This window comes from Enterobacter cloacae complex sp. P18RS (genome assembly GCF_014982105.1).
In the GTDB taxonomy this organism is placed as follows: domain Bacteria; phylum Pseudomonadota; class Gammaproteobacteria; order Enterobacterales; family Enterobacteriaceae; genus Enterobacter; species Enterobacter hormaechei_C.
This window is the reverse complement of the sequence record NZ_JADCKV010000008.1, coordinates 148,268-169,690: the sequence shown is the minus strand read 5'-3', so window position 1 is coordinate 169,690 and position 21,423 is coordinate 148,268. Positions and strand designations below refer to the sequence as shown.

The following is a 21,423-nucleotide window of genomic DNA, read 5'->3' as shown; positions in this document are numbered from 1 at the left end:
ATGGCTGCGATTACTCCGGCACGATCCAGCTCACGGTGGCGTGACCCGTACCGGCTGGCACCAGCGTTTTGTGCAGCCACGGCAGCACGTTGTTCATCTGTGCTTCGAGCTTCCACGGCGGGTTAATGACGATCATGCCGGACGCGGTCATGCCGCGCTGGTCGCTGTCAGGGCGCACCGCCAGCTCAATTTGCAGGATTTTACGAATGCCGGTCGCTTCGAGGTCTTTGATCATGCGTTTAATTTGCGCGCGCAGCACTACCGGATACCACAGGGCATAGGTGCCGGTCGCAAAGCGTTTGTAACCTTCGTTAATGCCGGTCACCACCGCCTGATAGTCGGTTTTGATTTCGTACGGCGGGTCGATCAGCACCAGGCCGCGACGGGAAACCGGCGGCAGTTTGGCTTTCAGCTGCTGGTAGCCATCGGCTTTGTCCACGCGGGCGCGGTTATCTTTCTGAAACTCAGAACGCAGCAGCGGGAAGTCGCTCGGGTGCAGCTCTGTCAGCTGAAGGCTGTCCTGCTCACGCAGCAGCTGGCGGGCAATCAGTGGTGAACCCGGGTAGTAACGCAGTTGGCCGTTGCGGTTGAAGTGATGCACCACGCCAATGTACGGCTCCAGCTCGGCAGGCAGATCGTCCTGCTGCCAGATACGCGCAATCCCTTCCAGATATTCACCGGTACGCTCGGCATGCTCGCCGCTCAGCTGATAACGGCCCGCGCCCGCGTGGGTGTCCAGATAAAGGAACGGTTTATCCTTTTCTTTAAGCGATTCGATGATCAGGCTCTGAACGGTGTGTTTGAGGACGTCGGCGTGGTTGCCTGCGTGGAAGCTGTGGCGATAACTGAGCATGGGTAATGATATTCCGCTGAATTGACGATTTGCCACAGTTTACAGCAGAACGGCACAGATTACCCGCAGGCCCGGTAAGCGCAGCGCCACCGGGCGTTTTTCGACAACCTTCGGCATTGAAATCCTCTACACTTAACCCCATTACTGAACAATATGCACAGCGCCGGATGCGCGCTTCATTCATCTATTTCAACAGGACAGCGTTTATGACCAATCCATTACTGACGCCTTTTTCGTTGCCACCGTTTTCTAAAATCCTCCCTGAGCATGTGGTTCCGGCCGTTACCCAGTCGCTGAACAACTGCCGTGCGGCGGTAGAAAGCGTGGTCGCGCAGGGCGCGCCGTACACCTGGGAAAATCTGTGTCAGCCGCTGGCCGAAGTGGACGACGTGCTGGGGCGTATCTTCTCCCCGGTGAGTCACCTGAACTCGGTGAAAAACAGCCCGGAGCTGCGTGAGGCCTACGAACAGACCCTGCCGCTGCTCTCTGAGTACAGCACCTGGGTCGGTCAGCATGAGGGGCTCTACAAAGCCTACCGCGACCTGCGCGACGGCGACCACTATGCCGAACTGAACACGGCGCAGAAAAAATCGGTCGATAACGCCCTGCGTGATTTCGAACTGTCCGGGATTGGCCTGCCAAAAGAAAAACAGGTTCGCTACGGCGAAATCGCCGCGCGCCTGTCCGAGCTGGGCAACCAGTACAGCAACAACGTCCTCGACGCCACCATGGGCTGGACGAAGCTGATTACCGATGAATCTGAACTGGCGGGTATGCCGGAAAGCGCGCTGGCGGCGGCAAAAGCCCAGGCCGAAGCGAAAGAGCAGGAAGGCTTCCTGTTAACGCTGGATATCCCAAGCTATCTGCCGGTGATGACCTACTGCGACAACCAGGCCCTGCGCGAAGAGATGTACCGCGCCTACAGCACCCGCGCCTCCGATCAGGGGCCGAATGCCGGTAAGTGGGATAATAGCCCGGTGATGGCGGAGATCCTCGCCCTGCGCCACGAACTGGCACAGCTGCTGGGCTTCGACAGCTACGCGGATAAATCCCTCGCCACCAAAATGGCTGAGAACCCACAGCAGGTGCTCGACTTCCTGACCGATCTGGCGAAACGCGCCCGTCCTCAGGGTGAAAAAGAACTGGCTCAGCTGCGCGCCTTTGCGAAAGCGGAGTTCGGCGTGGACGAGCTTCAGCCGTGGGATATCGCGTACTACAGCGAAAAACAGAAACAGCACCTCTACAGCATCAGCGACGAACAGCTGCGTCCGTACTTCCCGGAAAACAAAGCCGTTAACGGCCTGTTCGAGGTGGTGAAACGCATCTACGGCATTACCGCGAAAGAGCGTACCGACATCGACGTCTGGCATCCGGACGTGCGCTTCTTCGAGCTGTATGACGAGAAAAACGAGCTGCGCGGCAGCTTCTATCTGGATCTTTACGCGCGAGAAAACAAACGTGGCGGGGCGTGGATGGACGACTGCGTGGGCCAGATGCGTAAAGCAGATGGTTCCCTGCAAAAACCGGTCGCCTACCTGACCTGTAACTTCAACCGCCCGGTGAGCGGCAAACCTGCGCTGTTTACCCACGATGAAGTGATCACCCTGTTCCACGAGTTCGGTCACGGCCTGCACCACATGCTGACCCGCATCGAAACCGCTGGCGTCGCCGGTATCAGCGGTGTGCCATGGGATGCGGTCGAGCTGCCAAGCCAGTTTATGGAAAACTGGTGCTGGGAGCCGGACGCGCTGGCATTTATCTCCGGCCATTACGAAACGGGCGAACCGCTGCCGAAAGAACTGCTGGATAAAATGCTGGCGGCGAAAAACTACCAGGCGGCGATGTTCATCCTGCGTCAGCTGGAGTTCGGCCTGTTCGACTTCCGCCTGCACGCCGAGTTCAGCCCGGAGCAGGGGGCGAAAATCCTCGAAACCCTGGCTGAGATTAAAAAGCAGGTCGCGATTATTCCAGGCCCGACCTGGGGACGCTTCCCGCACGCGTTCAGCCATATCTTCGCAGGCGGGTACGCCGCAGGCTACTACAGCTACCTGTGGGCCGACGTGCTGGCGGCAGATGCCTTCTCGCGCTTCGAAGAAGAGGGGATTTTCAACCGCGAAACCGGTCAGTCGTTCCTTGATAACATCCTGACGCGCGGCGGTTCAGAAGAGCCTATGGAGCTGTTCAAACGCTTCCGTGGCCGCGAGCCGCAGCTGGATGCGATGCTGGAGCATTACGGAATCAAAGGCTGATTGCTACGTGAAGATCTGCTTAGTAGATGAAACAGGCGCCGGGGACGGCGCCTTATCTGTTCTGGCGGCCCGCTGGGGGCTGGAACATGATGAAGACAACCTGATGGCGCTGGTGATGACGCCGGAACATCTGGAGCTGCGCAAGCGCGATGAGCCAAAGCTTGGCGGGATTTTTGTCGATTTTGTCGGCGGCGCGATGGCGCACCGGCGTAAGTTTGGCGGCGGTCGCGGTGAAGCGGTGGCCAAAGCGGTCGGCATTAAAGGCAGCTATCTGCCGGACGTGGTGGATGCCACGGCGGGGCTGGGGCGCGATGCCTTTGTGCTGGCGTCTGTCGGCTGTCGGGTGCGGATGCTGGAGCGTAATCCGGTTGTCGCCGCGCTGCTCGACGACGGGCTGACGCGGGGCTACGCGGACCCGGAAATCGGCCCGTGGTTGCAGGAACGTTTGCAACTTATTCATGCCTCCAGCCTGACGGCGCTGACCGATATCACCCCACGCCCGCAGGTAGTCTATCTCGACCCCATGTTCCCGCATAAGCAGAAAAGCGCGCTGGTGAAGAAAGAGATGCGGGTGTTTCAGTCTCTGGTGGGGCCAGATTTAGATGCCGATGGCCTGCTGGAGCCGGCTCGTCAGCTGGCGACGAAGCGGGTGGTGGTGAAGCGGCCGGACTATGCGCCGCCGCTGGCGGACGTTGCGACCACTAACGCGGTGACCACCAAAGGACACCGATTTGATATTTATTCGGGAACGCCAGAATAAAAAAGCCGGGTGGCGGCTTCGCCTTACCCGGCCTACATTCAGTGCCGCTTGTAGGCCCGGTAAGCGTTAGCGCCACCGGGCTTTTTTGCACTTACTCGTCTTCTTCGTCACGCAGTGGAACAATCAGCATATCCACGTGTACGGTGTTAATCAGCTGGCGCGCGGAAGACATCAGCTTGCTCCAGAAGTCCTGGTGATGACCGCATACCACCAGGTCCATATCGTATTTCTTAATCGCATCAACCAGCACCTGGCCCAGATCGCCGCTACCGCTTAAGGTTTCAGTGATTGGATAGCCCGCGTTGGTAGAAAGCTCGCTCAGCGCGTGGTGAGTCTCTTCGGAGATGCGTTTCTGCATATCGCCGAGATTCACGTCGATCAGACCGGTGTAGAGGTCGGAGTAATTCACATCAACGTGAATCAGCGAAACTTTCGCGTTGTAGGGACGTGCCATGGATACTGCTTTATCAACCAGCACTTTACTCTCCGGGGAGAGGTCTACCGCGATGAGAATGTGTTTGTAAGCCATAGTGTTACTCCTTCCTTAAGTTATCGATGACTAAATGGGAAAGCCGTCGTCTGATGCTTTCATTACGGCCCAGTTAAACATATTTTTCAAGCTTTGGTGTTGATAACGATTAACCTTGTGGCAAAAAAATTAACGGATCTCCTACACTATTTAATGAGCCGTTCGGATATTAAAACGCGAACCGGATCGACTTTTGGTCATTCTTTCACTGAACTGTCTGTCAGGGCATTGGGGTGCGGTAGCTCAGGAGCCTTGCTTCGTGGGCGGACGCCGGGGAGGATGTATGATTAGCACCGTCGCATTGTTTTGGGCGTTATGCGTGGTTTGCATAGTGAATATGGCGCGCTACTTCTCATCGTTACGTGCGCTGTTAGTGGTACTTCGTGGTTGCGATCCGTTGCTTTATCAGTATGTGGACGGTGGAGGGTTCTTCACCTCGCACGGACAGCCCAGCAAGCAGATGCGTCTGGTGGGGTATATCTACTACCAACGCTACCGCGATCACCACGATGAAGAGTTTATCCGTCGCTGCGAGCGCCTGCGTCGTCAGTTCATTTTGACCAGTGCCCTGTGCGGGCTGGTCGTGGTCAGTATGATTGCATTGATGATTTGGCACTGAGTACCACAGCAGGCGGGGAAAGCCCCGCCTTCTTTCCTCTGGCTCAGGGCTTAACTGAGAACCGGAGACTGGAGACATTGTTCTCAATCGAAATAACCTTTCCGCTATAGGCAATTTTCACTTCCCCGCTTGTATCAATACTGGCTGAGGTTATCGTACCTGTACCTTCGATGACCGGATACTTCATAGCCAGCTGATGGATAATGTCAGTGTCTTTCCCTGCGAGCGCTCCAGAGAGATAGTATCGGTAAATTGGTGGTACGGTTGTGCCACCCTGATTGTTCACGGTCATATAGAGCCAGACGCTATCGGATAATTGATAAACGCGCTGTAGCTCATCGCTATTGCGCTGATTGGGTTGATGGTTTAACCAGAGAAATCCAATGACCAGAACCAGAAGCGAAACGGTAACAAGGCGATGAATCCATTTAATAGCCGTTTTGAATGGCATATTCTATTCCTTCTCTGATGTTGCGTTGGTCCGTTGGGTCGTCTCCGTAAGGAGGCTTTTCGTACCATTTTCCCCATTCCGGTTTTGAGGTACCTGCCCGGCCTTGAGCCCAGCCTGCGCCCATAAGAAGGATGTTTGCAGGGATACCTGCCGCAGTACCTGCGGCTCCGAAGTTGAAGTTACCAAATGCAGCAAAATAAGGGTCGAATTTTTTATAATCCCAGGGACCGCCATTTCGGACTTTTTGGTAGAACCAATAATACGTTGAGGGCGTGGCCATATTGCGTGACATTCCGTTAAGGCGAGCCTCGCGCATATTGTTCGCTATAACGATTGAACCCGGTCCTGAGAGAGGGACAGAAGCCATACATTCTCCTTTGTCTGGATTTTTCTTCTGGCCGCCATGATAGTTTTTTCTGTGTGTTAAAATTGAACAAAAAATGTTCAGGAAATCCTCATGTTATCAAATACTTCATGGCAAATAGCAGCCATAAAAAAAGCGGGCCAGTTTCCTGACCCGCTTTTTTGTCGCCTTCAGCCGATTAAATCAGCTTCAGCGAAATCCAGTACAGACCGCCAGACAGCAGGATGGACGCCGGGAGGGTGAACACCCAGGCCATCAGAATGTTGGTCACGGTTTTACGCTGCAAACCGCCGCCGTCAACAATCATGGTACCTGCCACGGACGAAGAGAGTACGTGGGTGGTGGAGACTGGCATACCGGTGTAGCTCGCCAGACCGATAGATACCGCTGCCGTCATCTGCGCGGACATACCCTGCGCATAGGTCATGCCTTTCTTACCGATCTTTTCACCGATGGTGGTCGCCACACGACGCCAGCCAATCATCGTACCGATACCCAGCGCCAGCGCGACCGCCATGATGATCCAGATTGGCGCGTACTCAATGGTGTTGAGCATATCGCCTTTCAGTTTCTTCAGCAGACGTTGGTCGTCAGCATTAACCTCTGGCAGCTTCGCGACTTTATCGGTCACGTCGGAGATACAGAGCATGATGCGACGCAGTTGACCACGCTGTTCAACAGCCAGTTTGTCATAACTTTCGATATCGGCCAGCATGCCTTTCGCACGTTCCAGCGCGTTAATCGCGTTTGCCGGATGGCAATGGAACTCGCCCGGTGCCGTCGTTGCGCCTGACTCCGGAGAAGGAATCAGCTGGTCCACGCCGGTCGCTTTCTTCAGCAAATCAGGATGCTGCTGGAAGTAAGTCTCAACGTTGTTCACCGCATCACGGGTACGGGTGATTTCGTAACCGGAGGCGTTCATGTTAACCACGAAGCCCGCCGGTGCGACGCCAATCAGAACCAGCATCACCAGGCCGATACCTTTCTGACCATCGTTCGCGCCATGAGAGAAGGCGACGCCAATAGCGGAAATGATCAGCGCGATACGCGTCCAGAACGGCGGCTTTTTCTTGCCGTCTTTCTTCTCACGCTCTGCTGGCGTCAGATGGATACGCGCACGTTTTTTCGTGTTGCTCCAGTAGCGACGCAGGATGAAAATCAAGCCACCCGCCACCACCAGACCGACGATAGGGGAGATGATCAGAGAGCCGAAAATGCCGAGAACTTTCGGGATGTTCAGCGCATCAACGACGGAGGTCCCGGTCATCAGGGCATTGGTTAACCCGATACCGATAATCGCGCCGATGAGGGTGTGAGAGCTGGATGCCGGCAGGCCGAAATACCAGGTACCGAGGTTCCAGATAATCGCAGCAAGCAGCATTGAGAACACCATGGCCAGGCCATGACCGGAACTCACGTTAAGCAGCAGATCCGTTGGCAGCATATGCACAATGGCATACGCAACGCTCAGTCCGCCCAGGAGGACACCAAAAAAGTTAAATACCGCCGCCATCACGACCGCAAGCTGCGATCGCATTGCGCGAGTGTAGATAACCGTTGCTACTGCGTTTGCAGTGTCGTGGAAGCCGTTGATCGCTTCGTAAAACAGCACAAAAACCAGAGCAAGCAATAATAAAAGCCCGGTATGTAAATCCAGGCCGGCAAACAAATGTAGCATAGGACGTTACGCCATTTTGAGGACATGAACGCGGCGCATTATCCAGGACAAATGCGCAACGGGCAAAGTGAAATATAGACTTTTTTTGACATACCACCTGATTTGAGAAATGTGCCTGAAAGGATAATCTTTAAATATCAATGAAATGGCTTTGTAATATCTTTTTACGCTGGTGCGACCACTGAGGAAACTTTACAATCCGCGGCAGTTAACGAAGAGGATTTTGACGTGGAAAGGTTTGATGCCGTAGTAATTGGCGCCGGTGCGGCGGGTATGTTTTGTGCGGCGATGGCCGGACAAGCGGGTCGTCGCGTGCTGCTGCTGGATAACGGAAAAAAGCCTGGCCGCAAGATCCTGATGTCTGGCGGCGGGCGATGCAACTTTACTAATCTTTATGTCGAGCCTGCGGCCTATTTGAGCCAAAACCGTCATTTTTGCAAATCTGCGCTGGCGCGCTACACCCAGTGGGATTTTATCGAGCTGGTGGGTAAACACGGTATCGCGTGGCATGAGAAGACGCTGGGGCAGCTGTTCTGCGACGACTCCGCGCAGCAAATTGTCGATATGCTGGTGGCCGAGTGCGAGAATGGCGGCGTAGTTATGCGCCTGCGCACCGAAGTGCTGGACGTCGCCCGTGACGAGGAGGGCTACACGCTGCAACTCAACGGTGAAACCGTCAGCGCCGATAACCTGGTGATCGCCAGCGGGGGCCTCTCGATGCCGGGGCTGGGCGCTTCACCGTTCGGCTATAAAATTGCCGAGCAGTTTGGCCTGAAGGTACTGCCCACCCGCGCCGGGCTGGTACCGTTCACGCTGCATAAGCCCCTGCTGGAACAGCTTCAGACGCTCTCCGGCGTGTCTGTGCCGTCGGTCATTACGGCCGAAGACGGCACGGTGTTCCGCGAAAATCTGCTCTTTACCCATCGCGGACTCTCGGGACCGGCGGTATTGCAGATCTCCAGCTACTGGCAGCCGGGGGAGTTTGTCTCCGTAAATCTGGTGCCGGACTGCGATCTGGACGCCTTCCTTAACGAGCAACGCGCTGCGCACCCGAATCAAAGCCTGAAAAATACCCTGGCGATGCAGCTGCCGAAGCGTCTCGTGGAGTGCTTGCAGGTGTTAGGGCAAATTCCGGATGTCGCGCTCAAGCAGCTCAACAGCCGCGAGCAGGAAACGCTGGTGGAGACGCTGACGAACTGGCGCGTACAGCCAAACGGCACCGAAGGCTACCGCACGGCGGAAGTGACGCTGGGCGGCGTGGATACAAACGAACTCTCATCCCGCACGATGGAAGCCCGCAACGTGCCGGGTCTTTATTTCATTGGTGAAGTGATGGACGTGACCGGCTGGCTCGGCGGGTATAACTTCCAGTGGGCGTGGGCGAGTGCCTGGGCATGCGCGCAGGCACTCGCTGAAAAGAACGGTTAATATTTATTTTTTTAGCGTGCTGCGTCCTTATCGGGTCCACGCTTTTTATTGTGTGCATGGTGTTTTGTCTTCTTAAAAGGGTTGTCTATGTCTGCTGCTCATCTCGGTTTCCCGACGGAAACCGTTGTTGTCTTCGTGGTGATGGCCGTTGGGGCGATGTTTATCGACCTCTTCATGCACCGTCACGATAAACCGATCTCGCTGAAAAGCGCGGTCATGTGGTCCATCTTCTGGGTCATGATGGCGATGGCCTTCGCCGGATTCTTATACGTGCACCACGGCGCGGAGATGGCCAGTCTGTTCCTGACCGGCTATGCGCTGGAAGAGGTGCTCTCCGTCGACAACCTGTTTGTGATGATGGCGATCTTCGCCTGGTTTGGCGTGCCGGATAGATATCGTCACCGCGTGCTCTACTGGGGCGTGCTCGGGGCGATTGTGTTCCGTGGTATTTTTGTTGCCATTGGCACCAGCCTGCTGAGCCTGGGACCGTATGTTGAGGTCATTTTTGCGCTGGTCGTCGGCTGGACGGCGGTGATGATGCTGAAACGCAATGAAGAGAGCGATGAAGTAGAAGATTACTCCAACCATCTGGCGTACCGCCTGGTGAAACGCTTCTACCCGGTGTGGCCAAAAATCAGCAGCCATGCGTTTATCCTGACCCAGAAAGAGGTGGATGCCGAACTGGAGAAACCTGAAAACAAGGATGTGATGGTAGGCCGCGTGAAGAAGGCGAAGCGCTACGCGACGCCGCTGCTGCTCTGCGTCGCGGTGGTGGAGCTGTCCGACGTGATGTTCGCCTTCGATTCCGTACCCGCAATCATTGCCGTCAGCCGTGAGCCGCTGATTATCTACAGCGCAATGATGTTCGCGATCCTCGGCCTGCGTACCCTCTACTTCGTGCTGGAAGCGCTGAAGCAGTATCTGGTGCATCTGGAGAAAGCGGTGGTGTTACTGCTGTTCTTCGTGGCGTTCAAGCTGGGGCTGAATGCGACCGACCACTTCTGGCATCACGGTTATAACATCGGCGCCACGGCAAGCCTGTTTGTGGTGCTGGGGGTACTGGCGCTGGGGATTATTGCGAGCGTGATGTTCCCGGGAAAACGTGAGGCCTGATGTACCGCTTTTCTCCCTCTCCCTGTGGGAGAGGGCCGGGGTGAGGGCACCGGGCCGCACCTAACCCTTAATTGGTGAATTTCGGCGCTTGCTCGGATGATGAAAATGCCGCCAGTGTGGATCCTGCGCCGCCGCCAGCAACTCGTGGTCGCCACGCGTGTCGCCCCAGGCGCGCAGGTGATACGCGTTCAAATCCCCATACACCTTCTCCAGCCTCGCCACCTTCTGGGCACAACGGCAGTTGTGGCCGGTGATCCGCCCGGTCAGCTTGCCGTCTTTCACTTCCAGCTGCGTGCCAATCAGCTTAATGCCGAGCTTATCGGCCCACGGCTGCAATACCAGCGCCGGGGAAGCAGAGCAAATCGTCACTTCCGCACCGGAATTGACCTCGTTGGCGACGGCCAGCACACCTTCCGGGCGCATCAGCTTGTTCCAGTATTTTTCACAGAAGGCTTCCGCCTGCTGACGTAACCAGTGCTCATCCACCCCCGTCAGGAAGGTTTTGATCAACACCTCTTTCAGCTCATCTCGCGTCAGCTTGCGGCGCACACAGTGCAGCGTAGGCAGGGCCATGCGCACCAGTCGGCCAGCAAAGTAGCGCTTGCCAAAGGCAAAGCGCAGGAACGGGATAAAACTGTCGTGGTGCGTCAACGTACCATCAAAGTCAAAGACAGAGAGCACGCTGGACTTCGACACGGCTTCGTCGGCAATCATATTGGTCATAAATACGTCTTAGCTGAAATACACATTCTGTTCACTAGTTTACCTGCTTTACCTTCACAGTCCTTATATCAGGTCGCATTTTTTCCTGAACCTGTGGCCTGACGGGTCAAACAATGTCATCCACCACGCCGCCGTCAACGCGCAGCGCCGCGCCGGAAGTCGCGGAGGCCTGCATGGAACAGACATATACCACCATATTTGCCACTTCTTCCACCGTGGCGGCGCGCTGGATCACCGAGCTGGGGCGATTCGCCATCACGAACTCTTTCGCCAGCTGTTCCAGCGATTTACCGGTTCTTTCGATCTCGTCTTTCATCATCGCGGCAAAACCGTCCGACATTGTCGGGCCCGGCAGCACGCTGTTCACCGTCACGCCGCTGCCTGCCACGAACTTCGCCAGACCGCGCGCCAGCGAGAGCTGGGCGGTTTTTGTCACGCCATAGTGGATCATATCCGCAGGAATATTGCAGGCCGATTCTGACGAGATAAACACTACCCGACCCCAGCCCTTTTGTACCATGCCTGGCAGCAGGGCACGGGAGAGGCGCACGCCGGACATCACGTTGGTCTGCCAGTAGCGTTCCCAGGTCTCGTCGTCGGTGGAATAAAAATCCTGCTGGCCATAGATCCCGGCGTTATTCACCAGAATATCGACGTGCGAGGCGACCCTGAGCAGTTCGTCAACGCCCTCCTGCGAGCTTAGATCGGCTATGGCGGCACGGACCTGTACGCCCGGCACCACCTGCTGTAGCGCCTGAATGCCTTTGTTCACCGAGTCGACGCTGCGCCCGTTCACGATCACTTCCGCACCGCTCTCCGCCAGCCCGCGGGCGATGGCAAACCCAATACCGCCGGTGGACGCGGTCACCAGCGCTACTTTCCCCGTTAAATCAATTTTCATCATTCGCTCCTTGTCATCTTATGGTTCAAAACTTAAAGCGTAGCACTTGACGATGACGGCTCCTGTTTAAAAAGGCGCAACAGCGTCTCAACCTGCTCGTCCAGCGGGCTGAGGGAGCGTTTGACGATGAGGTGCAGCGGCGTGGCGCGACGTACGCCGTGGCTGAGCGGCAGCGTTTTAAGGATGCCCTGCTGGAGCGGGGTCTGAATGCGTTCTTCCGGTAACCAGCCGTATCCAACCTGATACATCACCGCTTCGATCGCGGCATCGATGGTGGAGAAGGTCCAAGACTCCCCGGTAGGGTGAGCGGTGGGCTGGCTGTCTGCGATCTGAATGCGCGGCCACGGTCGTAGCATCTCGTCGTTAAGCGGTGTATCCAGCGCAAACAGCGGGTGAGCGTGATGCGCGACGGCAACAAAATCGATATTCATCAGCCATTCGCCCAGGCCGGTAATGTCCTGGCGGCGGGTTAAGACCATCACGTCGGCTTCATCATTGAGCGCATCCGCGCGGCTGTTTTCCAGCACCTCGGTAAGCCGCACCTGCGTTTGCGGGTACAGCTGCTGAAACTGGCGCAAAATCGCGAACAGCCGGCTGCGCGGAAAAATACTGTCTACCATCAGGTCGATACGGGTTCGCATCCCGCTGCGCAGGGTCGCAGCGCGCGTTTCAACATAGGCGAAGGCTTTCAGCAGCGGTTTAACCTGATTCAGCAACAGCTCACCCGCCGGTGTCAGCACGGCACGCCGTCCCTCTGTCATCAGGAGCGCCACGCCCAGCCGCTCCTGCAACAGCGACAGGTTATAGCTGACCGAGGACTGGCTGCGGTGGGTCTCTTCCGCCGCCTTAGCGAAGCTGCCAGCCTCGATGACTCTCTCCAGCAAGGCCCACTGTTCGAGCGTCGTCTTGTGCATAATTAATCTAAATTTTGGATGAATTTGATTCAAACATAGCGTTATTCATTCATTTTTTGAAGGGGTACGATCGTCTCATCAAAACAAAGGAGACATCGTATGAGCACCTTCGATAAACATGATTTAAGCGGCTTCGTCGGCAAACATCTGGTATATACCTACGATAATGGCTGGAACTACGAAATTTACGTTAAAAACGAAAACACCCTGGACTACCGTATTCACAGCGGTCTGGTGGGCAACCGTTGGGTGAAAGATCAGCAGGCCTACATTGTTCGTGTTGGGGAGAGCATCTATAAAATTTCCTGGACGGAGCCAACCGGTACCGACGTGAGCCTGATCGTGAACCTGGGCGACAGCCTGTTCCACGGCACCATCTTCTTCCCGCGCTGGGTCATGAATAATCCGGAAAAAACCGTCTGCTTCCAGAACGATCACATTCCACTGATGAATAGCTACCGTGATGCCGGGCCAGCGTATCCAACCGAAGTGATTGATGAATTTGCCACCATCACCTTCGTGCGCGACTGCGGTGCGAATGACGATAGCGTTATTGCGTGCGCGGCCAGCGAGTTGCCAAAAAACTTTCCTGATAATTTAAAATAAGCGCGACAATTAACTAAAAAGAAAAGTTCCCGACTTATTTCATATTTATTGGAAATGGTCGGGGATTTTTTTATTTGTTGATGTTTGGTTTAGATAATTGACTTTAATACGGTGAGCGGAATCACATAATAAATAATTCATAATTACTTAACCTATTGTTTAATAATGAATTTATATCAATTCACCCCTCCTTTTTATCACCATCTTAATTTTTCCCTAAGAAATGAACGTTACCTTGAGATGAGTTTATGGTTCGTTGAAATAAACGCATCGGCATTTGGTTAATATCAAAAAGTTGCCATGCATAACTCAAGGAAATTAATAATGCGTGATTTTTTGCCTTTTTCCCGGCCCTCAATGGGCGCGGAGGAAATCGCCGCGGTACAGGAGGTAGTAACCTCCGGCTGGATCACCACCGGGCCGAAAAATCAGATGCTTGAAGAGGCGTTCTGTACGTTGACGGGAAACCGTCATGCGATTGCCGTCTCCTCTGCCACGGCGGGGATGCACGTCACCCTGATGGCGATGGGGATTGGTCCCGGCGATGAGGTGATTACGCCCTCCCTGACCTGGGTATCGACGCTGAATATGATCGTGCTGCTGGGTGCCATACCGGTGATGATCGACGTCGACAGAGACACGCTGATGGTGACGCCTGAAGCGGTCGACGCCGCCGTTACGCCTCGCACCAAAGCCATTGTGCCGGTTCATTATGCGGGTGCGCCGTGCGATATTGACGCCATCCGCGCCGTCGGTGAACGTCACGGTATTCCTGTCATTGAAGACGCGGCCCATGCCGCCGGAACGTACTACCACAGCCGTCATGTAGGCTGGCGGGGCACCGCAATATTCTCCTTCCACGCCATCAAAAACATGACCTGCGCCGAAGGTGGGCTGGTGGTGACGGATGACGAGCAGCTGGCGCAAAACATCCGTAGCCTGAAATTCCACGGTCTGGGCGTTGATGCCTATGACCGCCAGACCCATGGCCGCGCGCCGCAGGCCGAGGTCATCACCCCGGGTTTTAAATACAACCTCGCGGATATCAACGCCGCGCTGGCGCTGGTGCAGCTCGGCAAGCTGGGCGAAGCCAACAGGCGCCGTCGCGACATTGCCGACCGCTACCTGCTTGAACTCTCGGATACCCCTTTCCAGCCGCTGTGCATTCCGTCATGGCCGCATCTGCACGCCTGGCACCTGTTTATAATTCGCGTGGATGAGGCCCGGTGCGGCCTCTCGCGCGATGCCCTGATGGCCGCGCTGAAGGAGCAGGGCATCGGTACGGGCCTGCATTTCCGTGCGGCACATACGCAAAAATACTACCGCGAGCGTTTCCCTGATGTGTCGCTTCCGAACTCTGAATGGAACAGCGCGTGCATTTGTTCTCTCCCCCTTTTCCCGGACATGACCCATGACGACACAACCCGCGTCATTACCGCGCTCCATCAGCTTGCAGGACATTGATATGTTCAGTGCGCCGCCTGTACAAAAAGTTTCCGTGGTGATCCCGGTCTATAACGAGCAGGAGAGCCTGCCGGAACTGATCCGCCGCACGACTGCCGCCTGCGAGACGCTCGGCAAAGCTTATGAAATTCTGCTGGTGGACGACGGCAGCAGCGACAATTCCGCGCGGATGCTGACCGACGCCGCGCAGGCGGAGGGCAGCCACATTGTTGCCGTACTGCTCAACCGTAACTACGGCCAGCACTCGGCAATTATGGCCGGGTTCAGCCACGTTACGGGCGATCTGGTGATTACCCTGGATGCTGATCTGCAAAACCCGCCGGAAGAGATCCCGCGTCTGGTCGCCAAAGCCGACGAAGGCTACGACGTGGTCGGCACCGTGCGGCAAAACCGCCAGGACAGCCTGTTCCGTAAGCTGGCGTCTCGCACCATCAACCGTCTGATCCAGCGCACCACCGGTAAAGCGATGGGCGACTACGGCTGCATGCTGCGCGCCTATCGCCGCCACATCGTCGACGCCATGCTGCACTGCCATGAGCGCAGCACCTTCATTCCGATTCTGGCGAACACCTTTGCCCGTAAAGCGACGGAGATCCCGGTGCTGCACGCCGAGCGCGAGCACGGGGAGTCAAAGTACAGCTTTATGCGTCTGATCAACCTGATGTACGACCTCATCACCTGCCTGACCACCACGCCGCTGCGCTTGCTGAGCGTGTTCGGCAGCGTTATCGCGCTGGCCGGGTTTGCGCTTTCCGTTCTGCTGGTCGTTCTGCGGCTGGTCTTTGGTCCCCAGTGGGCGGCGGAAGGGGTCTTTATGCTGTTTGCCGTGCTGTTCACGTTCATTGGCGCCCAGTTCATCGGTATGGGTCTGCTGGGTGAGTACATTGGCCGTATTTACAACGATGTTCGCGCGCGTCCGCGCTATTTTATTCAACGTGTTGTCCGTCAGGAGCACCTGGCATCTCAAGAGGAAAACCACCCATGAAAACCGTCGTCTTTGCCTATCACGATATGGGTTGCACGGGCACGCAAGCCTTGCTGGACGCAGGCTTCGACATTACCGCCATCTTCACCCATCCGGATGTTGCCGGGGAAAACCACTTCTTCGGCTCGGTGGCGCGTATTGCGGCTGAACACGGTATTCCGGTTTACGCCCCGGACGATGTGAACCATCCGCTGTGGGTGGATCGTATTCAGAAGCTTGCGCCGGACGTGATTTTCTCTTTCTACTACCGCAATCTGCTTTGCGACGACATCCTGAGCGTGGCGACAAAAGGCGCATTTAACCTGCACGGCTCGCTGCTGCCTGCCTACCGTGGCCGTGCGCCGCTGAACTGGGCGCTGGTTAACGGTGAAATGGAAACCGGCGTAACGCTGCACAAAATGGTACGCCGTGCCGATGCGGGCGGTATCGTGGCACAGCTGAAAGTGGGCATTGGCGCTGATGAAACGGCGCTGGAGCTGCACCACAAGCTCTGCATCGCCGCGCAAAGCCTGCTTCGCGACGCGCTGCCGACGATCCGTCAGGGGACTTTTACCGAAACCGCGCAGGACGAAAGCAAGGCAAGCAGTTTTGGTCGCCGCACGCCGGAGGACGGGCGACTGGACTGGGCGAAACCGGCGCGTCAGCTGCATAACCTGGTGCGCGCCGTGACCGACCCGTGGCCGGGCGCGTACAGCTTCGCCGGGGTCAGTAAATTTATCGTCTGGAAATCCCGCGTGCGTGAGGACATTCCGGCGGCAAAACCGGGCACCGTCGTCTCCGTCTCTCCGCTGATTGTGAGCTGCGGCGAGCAGGCGCTGGAGATCGTCACCGGACAAACGGATAACGGGCTGTACGTGCAGGGGGCGCAGCTGGCGCAGTCTCTGGGGCTGGTGGCGGGGGCGCTGATCACCAGCGCGCCGGTGGTGGCGATCAAACGCCGCACGCGCGTCTTAATCCTCGGCGTAAACGGGTTTATCGGTAACCATCTGACCGAACGGCTGCTGGAAGACGACAATTACGAGATCTACGGTCTCGATATCGGACCCGATGCGATCGGTCGATTCCTCACTAATCCCCGTTTCCACTTCGTTGAAGGGGACATCAGCATCCATTCCGAATGGATCGAGTACCACATCAAAAAATGTGACGTGGTGCTGCCGCTGGTGGCGATTGCCACCCCGATTGAATACACCCGTAACCCGCTGCGCGTGTTCGAACTCGATTTCGAAGAGAACCTGAAGATTATCCGCGACTGCGTGAAATACGATAAGCGCATCATCTTCCCGTCGACGTCGGAAGTGTACGGCATGTGTACCGACAATAACTTCGATGAAGACACCTCCAGTCTGGTGGTCGGGCCGATTAACAAGCAGCGCTGGATCTACTCCGTCTCCAAGCAGCTGCTGGATCGCGTGATTTGGGCCTACGGCGAGAAAGAGGGGCTACGCTTTACCCTGTTCCGTCCGTTTAACTGGATGGGGCCGCGCCTGGACAACCTGAACGCCGCGCGTATCGGCAGCTCCCGCGCCATCACCCAGCTGATCCTCAACCTGGTGGAAGGTTCGCCCATTAAGCTGATTGAAGGTGGCAAACAGAAACGTTGCTTCACCGATATCAGCGACGGTATTGAAGCGCTGTTCCGCATCATCGAAAACAAAGACGGCCGCTGTAACGGAGAGATCATCAACATCGGTAACCCGGACAACGAAGCGAGCATCCGCGAGCTGGCGGAAATGCTGCTGGCAAGCTTTGAACGTCACCCGCTGCGCAGCCAGTTCCCGCCGTTTGCCGGTTTCCGCGAAGTGGAGAGCAGCAGCTACTACGGCAAGGGTTATCAGGACGTTGAGCACCGCAAGCCGAGCATCCGCAATGCGAAGCGCTGCCTGAACTGGACGCCGACGGTGAAGATGGAGCAGACCATTGATGAAACGCTCGACTTCTTCCTGCGCACCGTGGAGCTGTCGGAACAGGCATCATGAAAAAGGTCGGTTTACGCATTGACGTCGACACCTTTCGCGGCACGCGCGAGGGTGTGCCGCGGCTGCTGGAGTTGCTGAGCAAGCACGACGTGCGTGCCAGCATTTTCTTCAGCGTCGGGCCAGACAACATGGGGCGTCACCTGTGGCGCCTGGTTAAACCGGCCTTTCTGTTCAAAATGCTGCGCTCGCGCGCGGCATCGCTCTACGGCTGGGATATCCTGCTGGCCGGAACCGCATGGCCCGGCAGGCGCATCGGCGCGGAAAATGAAGCGATCATCTGCAAGGCCGCGCAGCATCATGAAGTGGGGCTGCACGCCTGGGATCACCATGCCTGGCAGGCCTGGGCGGGCGTGTGGGATATCCCCCGCCTGGCGCGTGAGGTTGAGCGCGGCGTGCTGGAGCTGGAAGCCATTACCGGCCAGCCTGTGCGCTGTTCCGCCGTGGCGGGATGGCGGGCCGACCAGCGCGTGGTGAAGGCCAAAGAACACTTTGCCTTTCGCTACAACAGCGATTGCCGGGGCACCGGACCGTTTTTACCGCTGCTGGGGGAAAACCGAACCGGCACGGTGCAGATTCCGGTCACTCTTCCGACGTGGGATGAAGTGGTCGGGCGCGAGGTGAGTGCCGACAGGTTTAACCGTTACATTCTGGATGCGATGCACCGCGATGCCGGTACGCCGGTTTATACCATCCATGCCGAAGTGGAAGGCATTGCGTATCAGCAGGATTTTGACGCGTTGCTTGCGCTGGCGGCGCAGGAGGGCATTCAGTTCTGCCCGTTAAGCCAGCTGTTGCCGGACGATCCTGGCACGCTGCCCCTGGGAAAAATCGTCCGTCGTGAAATGGCTGGCCGGGAAGGCTGGCTTGGCTATCAACAAACCGTGAGCCCGGCACTATGAAAACAGTCCGCTATGGCCTGATGCTTCTCGCCCTGTTTGTCGTTTACTACCTCCTTCCGGTCAACCTTCGCCTGTTATGGCAGCCTGATGAAACGCGCTATGCGGAAATCAGCCGCGAAATGCTGGCCTCCGGCGATTGGGTGGTCCCGCATTTCCTCGGGCTGCGTTACTTTGAAAAACCCATTGCCGGTTACTGGGTGAACAGCATCGGGCAATGGCTATTTGGACACACCAATTTTGCCGTTCGCGCGGGGGCGATATTCTGCACCGGGCTGACGGCGCTGCTGGTGATCTGGCTGGCCTGGCGTCTCTGGCAGGATAAGCGGGTGGCGATCTTCTCCGGCCTGATCTTCTTAACCCTGTTCCTGGTCTATGGCATCGGCACCTACGCCGTGCTGGATCCCATTATCACCCTCTGGCTGGTGGCGGCTATGTGCAGCTTCTGGCTGGCTTCGCAGGCGAAAACGATAGCCGGAAAAGCGGGGGGCTACATTCTGCTGGGGCTGGCCTGCGGCATGGGCGTCATGACCAAAGGCTTCCTGGCGCTGGCGGTACCGGTGATTGGCGTGCTGCCGTGGGTGATTGCGCAACGACGCTGGAAGGAGGTGCTGGTTTTCGGCTGGCTGGCGATCCTCAGCTGCGTACTTATCGTCCTGCCCTGGGGGCTGGCAATCGCTCAGCGTGAACCCGATTTCTGGCGTTACTTCTTCTGGGTGGAGCATATCCAGCGCTTTGCCCGGAGCGATGCCCAGCATAAAGCGCCGTTCTGGTACTATCTGCCGTTCCTCATCGCGGGAAGTCTGCCGTGGCTGGCGATGCTGCCGGGCGCGCTACGCCTGGGATGGCGAGACAGAGAAAACGAGAGGGCGGGGCTTTATCTGCTGGGCTGGATAGTGATGCCGCTGCTGTTCTTCAGCATCGCCAAAGGCAAGCTGCCGACCTATATCCTGCCGTGCTTTGCGCCGCTGGCGATCCTGATGGCGCGCTACGCCTGCACCGTCGCCGAAAAAGCGTTACGTATTAACGGTGGGATCAATATCGCGTTTGGCGTGCTTGGCATGCTGGCGGCGCTGGTGGTATCGCCATGGGGGCTTGCTAAACATCCGGTCTGGACACCGGTCGAATTGTACAAAGTCTTCTGTGCCGTGGTGGCGTTTCTGGTCTGGGCCTCGGTGGGCTGGTTTACCCTTAAAAATCCGCAGCGCTGGTGGCTGGCGGCGCTTTGCCCTGCCGGGCTGGCCCTGCTGGTGGGTTTTGCGATCCCGGACCGGGTAGTGGATTCCAAACAGCCGCAGTCGCTGGTGGATTCCGTTCGCGAGCCATTGCAGATGAGTAAATTCGTCCTGGCGAACAACGTTGGTATAGCCTCCGGGCTGGCGTGGGAGCTTCAGCGTAATGACATCATTTTGTATGGGCAGAGCGGTGAGCTGAAATACGGTCTGGATTATCCGGACGCTAAGGGGCGTTTTGTGAGCAAAGATGATATCGCGCACTGGCTTGAAGCGCATCGTCAGCAGGGACCGGTGTCGCTGGTGATCCTGCTGTCGAAAAACGACGACCTGGCCCGCGCCGGGCTGCCAAAACCGGACAACCTGACGATTCAGGGGCGTCTGGCTTACCTGCAATATCTGCCGCAGTGATGGCCTGGATCTGGCTGGTGCTGGCAAGCCTGTTGAGCTGCGCAGGTCAACTGTGCCAGAAACAGGCGACCCGGGCTGGCGGCGGTCAGCAGGTCGCCCTGTGGCTTGGGCTGGCCCTTCTGATGCTGGGTGGCGGGATGGTTGCCTGGCTGGTGGTATTGCAGCATCTGCCCGTCGGGGTGGCGTACCCCATGCTGAGCCTTAACTTTGTCTGGGTAACGCTGGCGGCAAAAATCGTCTGGCATGAGCCTGTCCCGCTACGTCACTGGCTGGGCGTCGGGTTGATTATCGTCGGGGTTATTTTGCTGGGAGGAAGCCTGTGAACGGTGCGTGTTGGGCGTTATGCAGCGTAGTGTTAGTCAGCGTGGCGCAGCTGCTGCTGCGTCATGCGATGTTAACGCTGCCCCCGATGGGCGACGCTTTCTGGGCAGCCCTCTGGCATATAGCCCCCGGTACGGGCGCGCTGATGCTGGGGCTGACAGGCTATTGCGCCTCAATGGGCTGCTGGTATCTGGCATTGCATCGTATGGCGCTCAGCAAAGCGTATGCCTTGCTTAGCCTCAGTTACATCCTGGTGTGGAGTGCTGCAATTTTACTGCCCGGCTGGGGAGAACACTTTTCCTGGCGCGGGCTGGCGGGCGTCGGCTTGATTATACTCGGCGTGCTGGTCATTTTTATGCCGCAGAAATACCGGAGTAAGTAACCGCTTCCGCCGTTAAGGTGAAAGGCGTAGGGGTACAGACCGCCAGGCTCAGCGAGCCGAAGCGTAGCTGACTGACCGGGAGGGTCTGGGCGGTGCTGTCAATACTGACAATCTGCCACGCACTGCCGCCACGCTGTTTGACGATTGCCTCTTTGCGCGTCCAGATGCGCCAGAATGCGGAAAGCTGCTCTTCCGGCGCTTCACGTTCCAGCTCGTCATGTTCGGTGAGGCTGAAAACGGCATTCGCCAGCGCCTGCCAGTTCTCCCGCGGGCGGATCACTTCGATATCGCAGCCCACTTCACCTTCATCGCTCATCAGCAGGGCAATGTCGTCCCCGCTGTGGCTCAGGTTAAACCACAGCGGATGGCCGTTAGCGAAGGCCGGTTTTCCCTGCTCGCCGTAAATTATCTCGGGAAGCGGTGAGGGGGATAAGGTTCTGGCGAGCAGCGTCCGGCCTGCAAGCCAGGAAGCGTGTCGTGCACCCTGAGGTGCCATGTCTGCGAGCGTTGACGCCAGCGGGTCCGCGCTAAGGGTGGAGATCTTTCCCAGTACAAACTGGTACAT

22 protein-coding genes and 1 pseudogene are annotated in these 21,423 nt (G+C 57.0%); 13 read left to right on the top strand and 10 right to left on the bottom strand.

Annotated elements, in window-relative coordinates; translation table 11 throughout:
- Positions 1-10: 10 nt before the first annotated feature.
- Positions 11-853 (bottom strand): 23S rRNA (adenine(2030)-N(6))-methyltransferase RlmJ, encoded by an 843-nt coding sequence (locus tag INF61_RS06400; RefSeq protein WP_032672212.1) that lies wholly within the window; start codon positions 851-853, stop codon positions 11-13.
- 206 nt (positions 854-1,059) lie between these two features.
- Between INF61_RS06400 and prlC the strand changes: the two genes are divergently transcribed.
- Both prlC and rsmJ read left to right on the top strand, forming a co-directional pair.
- Complete coding sequence (gene prlC, locus INF61_RS06395; RefSeq protein WP_032672211.1) at positions 1,060-3,102, top strand: oligopeptidase A; 2,043 nt, start codon at positions 1,060-1,062, stop codon at positions 3,100-3,102.
- A gap of 7 nt (positions 3,103-3,109) precedes the next feature.
- Complete coding sequence (gene rsmJ, locus INF61_RS06390) at positions 3,110-3,862, top strand: 16S rRNA (guanine(1516)-N(2))-methyltransferase RsmJ (RefSeq protein ID WP_017384177.1); 753 nt, start codon at positions 3,110-3,112, stop codon at positions 3,860-3,862.
- Positions 3,863-3,953: 91 nt separating this feature from the next.
- On the opposite strand, the gene uspA is transcribed toward rsmJ, so the two are convergent.
- Complete coding sequence (gene uspA / locus INF61_RS06385; protein ID WP_003861223.1) at positions 3,954-4,391, bottom strand: universal stress protein UspA; 438 nt, start codon at positions 4,389-4,391, stop codon at positions 3,954-3,956.
- 283 nt (positions 4,392-4,674) lie between these two features.
- Here uspA and uspB point away from each other — a divergent pair, with 283 nt between their 5' ends.
- Positions 4,675-5,010, top strand: a complete 336-nt coding sequence (gene uspB / locus INF61_RS06380) for a universal stress protein UspB (RefSeq protein WP_003861224.1) — start codon at positions 4,675-4,677, stop codon at positions 5,008-5,010.
- 43 nt (positions 5,011-5,053) lie between these two features.
- Here the strand turns inward: uspB and INF61_RS06375 are convergent, their stop codons facing one another.
- From INF61_RS06375 to pitA, 3 genes are all read right to left on the bottom strand, one after another.
- Positions 5,054-5,461 carry a hypothetical protein gene (locus INF61_RS06375; RefSeq protein WP_033488097.1) on the bottom strand — a complete coding sequence of 136 codons (408 nt, stop codon included), beginning with the start codon at positions 5,459-5,461 and terminating at the stop codon, positions 5,054-5,056.
- Entirely contained in the window at positions 5,439-5,828 is a 390-nt protein-coding gene (locus INF61_RS06370; protein ID WP_033488096.1) for a polymorphic toxin type 44 domain-containing protein, read from the bottom strand. Before INF61_RS06370 ends, INF61_RS06375 begins: the two co-directional genes overlap by 23 nt.
- Positions 5,829-6,003: 175 nt before the next feature.
- Positions 6,004-7,503 (bottom strand): inorganic phosphate transporter PitA, encoded by a 1,500-nt coding sequence (gene pitA, locus INF61_RS06365; protein WP_003861225.1) that lies wholly within the window; start codon positions 7,501-7,503, stop codon positions 6,004-6,006.
- 228 nt (positions 7,504-7,731) lie between these two features.
- Between pitA and INF61_RS06360 the strand changes: the two genes are divergently transcribed.
- A complete protein-coding gene (locus INF61_RS06360; protein ID WP_058701002.1) occupies positions 7,732-8,931 on the top strand; it encodes an NAD(P)/FAD-dependent oxidoreductase in 1,200 nt (399 codons plus the stop codon).
- An 87-nt stretch (positions 8,932-9,018) separates the two neighbouring features.
- Positions 9,019-10,044: a TerC/Alx family metal homeostasis membrane protein gene (locus INF61_RS06355; RefSeq protein ID WP_015571505.1), complete on the top strand. Its 1,026-nt coding sequence runs from the start codon at positions 9,019-9,021 to the stop codon at positions 10,042-10,044.
- Positions 10,045-10,111: 67 nt separating this feature from the next.
- On the opposite strand, the gene INF61_RS23115 is transcribed toward INF61_RS06355, so the two are convergent.
- From INF61_RS23115 to INF61_RS06340, 4 genes and pseudogenes are all read right to left on the bottom strand, one after another.
- Positions 10,112-10,159 (bottom strand): hypothetical protein, encoded by a 48-nt coding sequence (locus INF61_RS23115; RefSeq protein ID WP_223831791.1) that lies wholly within the window; start codon positions 10,157-10,159, stop codon positions 10,112-10,114.
- A pseudogene (locus INF61_RS06350) lies at positions 10,159-10,758 on the bottom strand (HAD family hydrolase); the annotation flags it as partial. The gene INF61_RS23115 and the pseudogene INF61_RS06350, both read right to left, overlap by 1 nt.
- Positions 10,759-10,873: 115 nt before the next feature.
- Positions 10,874-11,668 carry an SDR family NAD(P)-dependent oxidoreductase gene (locus INF61_RS06345; protein ID WP_017384097.1) on the bottom strand — a complete coding sequence of 265 codons (795 nt, stop codon included), beginning with the start codon at positions 11,666-11,668 and terminating at the stop codon, positions 10,874-10,876.
- A 32-nt stretch (positions 11,669-11,700) separates the two neighbouring features.
- Entirely contained in the window at positions 11,701-12,582 is an 882-nt protein-coding gene (locus tag INF61_RS06340) for a LysR family transcriptional regulator (RefSeq protein WP_017693822.1), read from the bottom strand.
- Positions 12,583-12,681: 99 nt separating this feature from the next.
- On the opposite strand from INF61_RS06340, the gene INF61_RS06335 reads away from it, so the two are divergent.
- The 8 genes from INF61_RS06335 to arnF all read left to right on the top strand — a co-directional run bounded on the left by INF61_RS06335 (position 12,682) and on the right by arnF (position 20,858).
- On the top strand, positions 12,682-13,188 hold the full coding sequence (locus INF61_RS06335) for a phenolic acid decarboxylase (RefSeq protein WP_017384099.1): 507 nt from the start codon (positions 12,682-12,684) through the stop codon (positions 13,186-13,188).
- A gap of 324 nt (positions 13,189-13,512) precedes the next feature.
- A complete protein-coding gene (gene arnB / locus INF61_RS06330) occupies positions 13,513-14,652 on the top strand; it encodes a UDP-4-amino-4-deoxy-L-arabinose aminotransferase (RefSeq protein ID WP_063135399.1) in 1,140 nt (379 codons plus the stop codon).
- 1 nt (position 14,653) lies between these two features.
- Complete coding sequence (gene arnC, locus INF61_RS06325; RefSeq protein WP_017384101.1) at positions 14,654-15,637, top strand: undecaprenyl-phosphate 4-deoxy-4-formamido-L-arabinose transferase; 984 nt, start codon at positions 14,654-14,656, stop codon at positions 15,635-15,637.
- Positions 15,634-17,616: a bifunctional UDP-4-amino-4-deoxy-L-arabinose formyltransferase/UDP-glucuronic acid oxidase ArnA gene (arnA, locus tag INF61_RS06320; protein ID WP_193547624.1), complete on the top strand. Its 1,983-nt coding sequence runs from the start codon at positions 15,634-15,636 to the stop codon at positions 17,614-17,616. The genes arnC and arnA overlap by 4 nt, the downstream gene beginning before the upstream one ends.
- Entirely contained in the window at positions 17,613-18,515 is a 903-nt protein-coding gene (gene arnD, locus INF61_RS06315) for a 4-deoxy-4-formamido-L-arabinose-phosphoundecaprenol deformylase (protein ID WP_032104187.1), read from the top strand. Before arnA ends, arnD begins: the two co-directional genes overlap by 4 nt.
- Positions 18,512-20,155 (top strand): lipid IV(A) 4-amino-4-deoxy-L-arabinosyltransferase, encoded by a 1,644-nt coding sequence (gene arnT / locus INF61_RS06310; RefSeq protein WP_063135397.1) that lies wholly within the window; start codon positions 18,512-18,514, stop codon positions 20,153-20,155. The genes arnD and arnT overlap by 4 nt, the downstream gene beginning before the upstream one ends.
- On the top strand, positions 20,155-20,478 hold the full coding sequence (arnE, locus tag INF61_RS06305) for a 4-amino-4-deoxy-L-arabinose-phosphoundecaprenol flippase subunit ArnE (RefSeq protein ID WP_015571497.1): 324 nt from the start codon (positions 20,155-20,157) through the stop codon (positions 20,476-20,478). The genes arnT and arnE overlap by 1 nt, the downstream gene beginning before the upstream one ends.
- On the top strand, positions 20,475-20,858 hold the full coding sequence (arnF, locus tag INF61_RS06300; protein WP_032655434.1) for a 4-amino-4-deoxy-L-arabinose-phosphoundecaprenol flippase subunit ArnF: 384 nt from the start codon (positions 20,475-20,477) through the stop codon (positions 20,856-20,858). The genes arnE and arnF overlap by 4 nt, the downstream gene beginning before the upstream one ends.
- Here the strand turns inward: arnF and acpT are convergent.
- Positions 20,830-21,423, bottom strand: coding sequence for a 4'-phosphopantetheinyl transferase AcpT (acpT, locus tag INF61_RS06295; protein WP_015571496.1), 594 nt, complete (start codon positions 21,421-21,423; stop codon positions 20,830-20,832). The two genes, arnF and acpT, sit on opposite strands and share 29 nt — an antisense overlap.

Coding starts and splice junctions, on each gene's coding strand:
- arnB (WP_063135399.1), top strand. CDS start 13,513: ATGCGTGATTTTTTGCCTTTTTCCCGGCCCTCAATGGGCGCGGAGGAA.
- uspA (WP_003861223.1), bottom strand. CDS start 4,391: ATGGCTTACAAACACATTCTCATCGCGGTAGACCTCTCCCCGGAGAGT.
- INF61_RS06355 (WP_015571505.1), top strand. CDS start 9,019: ATGTCTGCTGCTCATCTCGGTTTCCCGACGGAAACCGTTGTTGTCTTC.
- INF61_RS06375 (WP_033488097.1), bottom strand. CDS start 5,461: ATGCCATTCAAAACGGCTATTAAATGGATTCATCGCCTTGTTACCGTT.
- arnE (WP_015571497.1), top strand. CDS start 20,155: ATGGCCTGGATCTGGCTGGTGCTGGCAAGCCTGTTGAGCTGCGCAGGT.
- arnD (WP_032104187.1), top strand. CDS start 17,613: ATGAAAAAGGTCGGTTTACGCATTGACGTCGACACCTTTCGCGGCACG.
- uspB (WP_003861224.1), top strand. CDS start 4,675: ATGATTAGCACCGTCGCATTGTTTTGGGCGTTATGCGTGGTTTGCATA.
- INF61_RS06400 (WP_032672212.1), bottom strand. CDS start 853: ATGCTCAGTTATCGCCACAGCTTCCACGCAGGCAACCACGCCGACGTC.
- prlC (WP_032672211.1), top strand. CDS start 1,060: ATGACCAATCCATTACTGACGCCTTTTTCGTTGCCACCGTTTTCTAAA.
- arnA (WP_193547624.1), top strand. CDS start 15,634: ATGAAAACCGTCGTCTTTGCCTATCACGATATGGGTTGCACGGGCACG.
- INF61_RS06345 (WP_017384097.1), bottom strand. CDS start 11,668: ATGAAAATTGATTTAACGGGGAAAGTAGCGCTGGTGACCGCGTCCACC.
- pitA (WP_003861225.1), bottom strand. CDS start 7,503: ATGCTACATTTGTTTGCCGGCCTGGATTTACATACCGGGCTTTTATTA.
- acpT (WP_015571496.1), bottom strand. CDS start 21,423: ATGTACCAGTTTGTACTGGGAAAGATCTCCACCCTTAGCGCGGACCCG.
- INF61_RS06340 (WP_017693822.1), bottom strand. CDS start 12,582: ATGCACAAGACGACGCTCGAACAGTGGGCCTTGCTGGAGAGAGTCATC.
- INF61_RS06370 (WP_033488096.1), bottom strand. CDS start 5,828: ATGGCTTCTGTCCCTCTCTCAGGACCGGGTTCAATCGTTATAGCGAAC.
- arnT (WP_063135397.1), top strand. CDS start 18,512: ATGAAAACAGTCCGCTATGGCCTGATGCTTCTCGCCCTGTTTGTCGTT.
- INF61_RS06335 (WP_017384099.1), top strand. CDS start 12,682: ATGAGCACCTTCGATAAACATGATTTAAGCGGCTTCGTCGGCAAACAT.
- arnC (WP_017384101.1), top strand. CDS start 14,654: ATGTTCAGTGCGCCGCCTGTACAAAAAGTTTCCGTGGTGATCCCGGTC.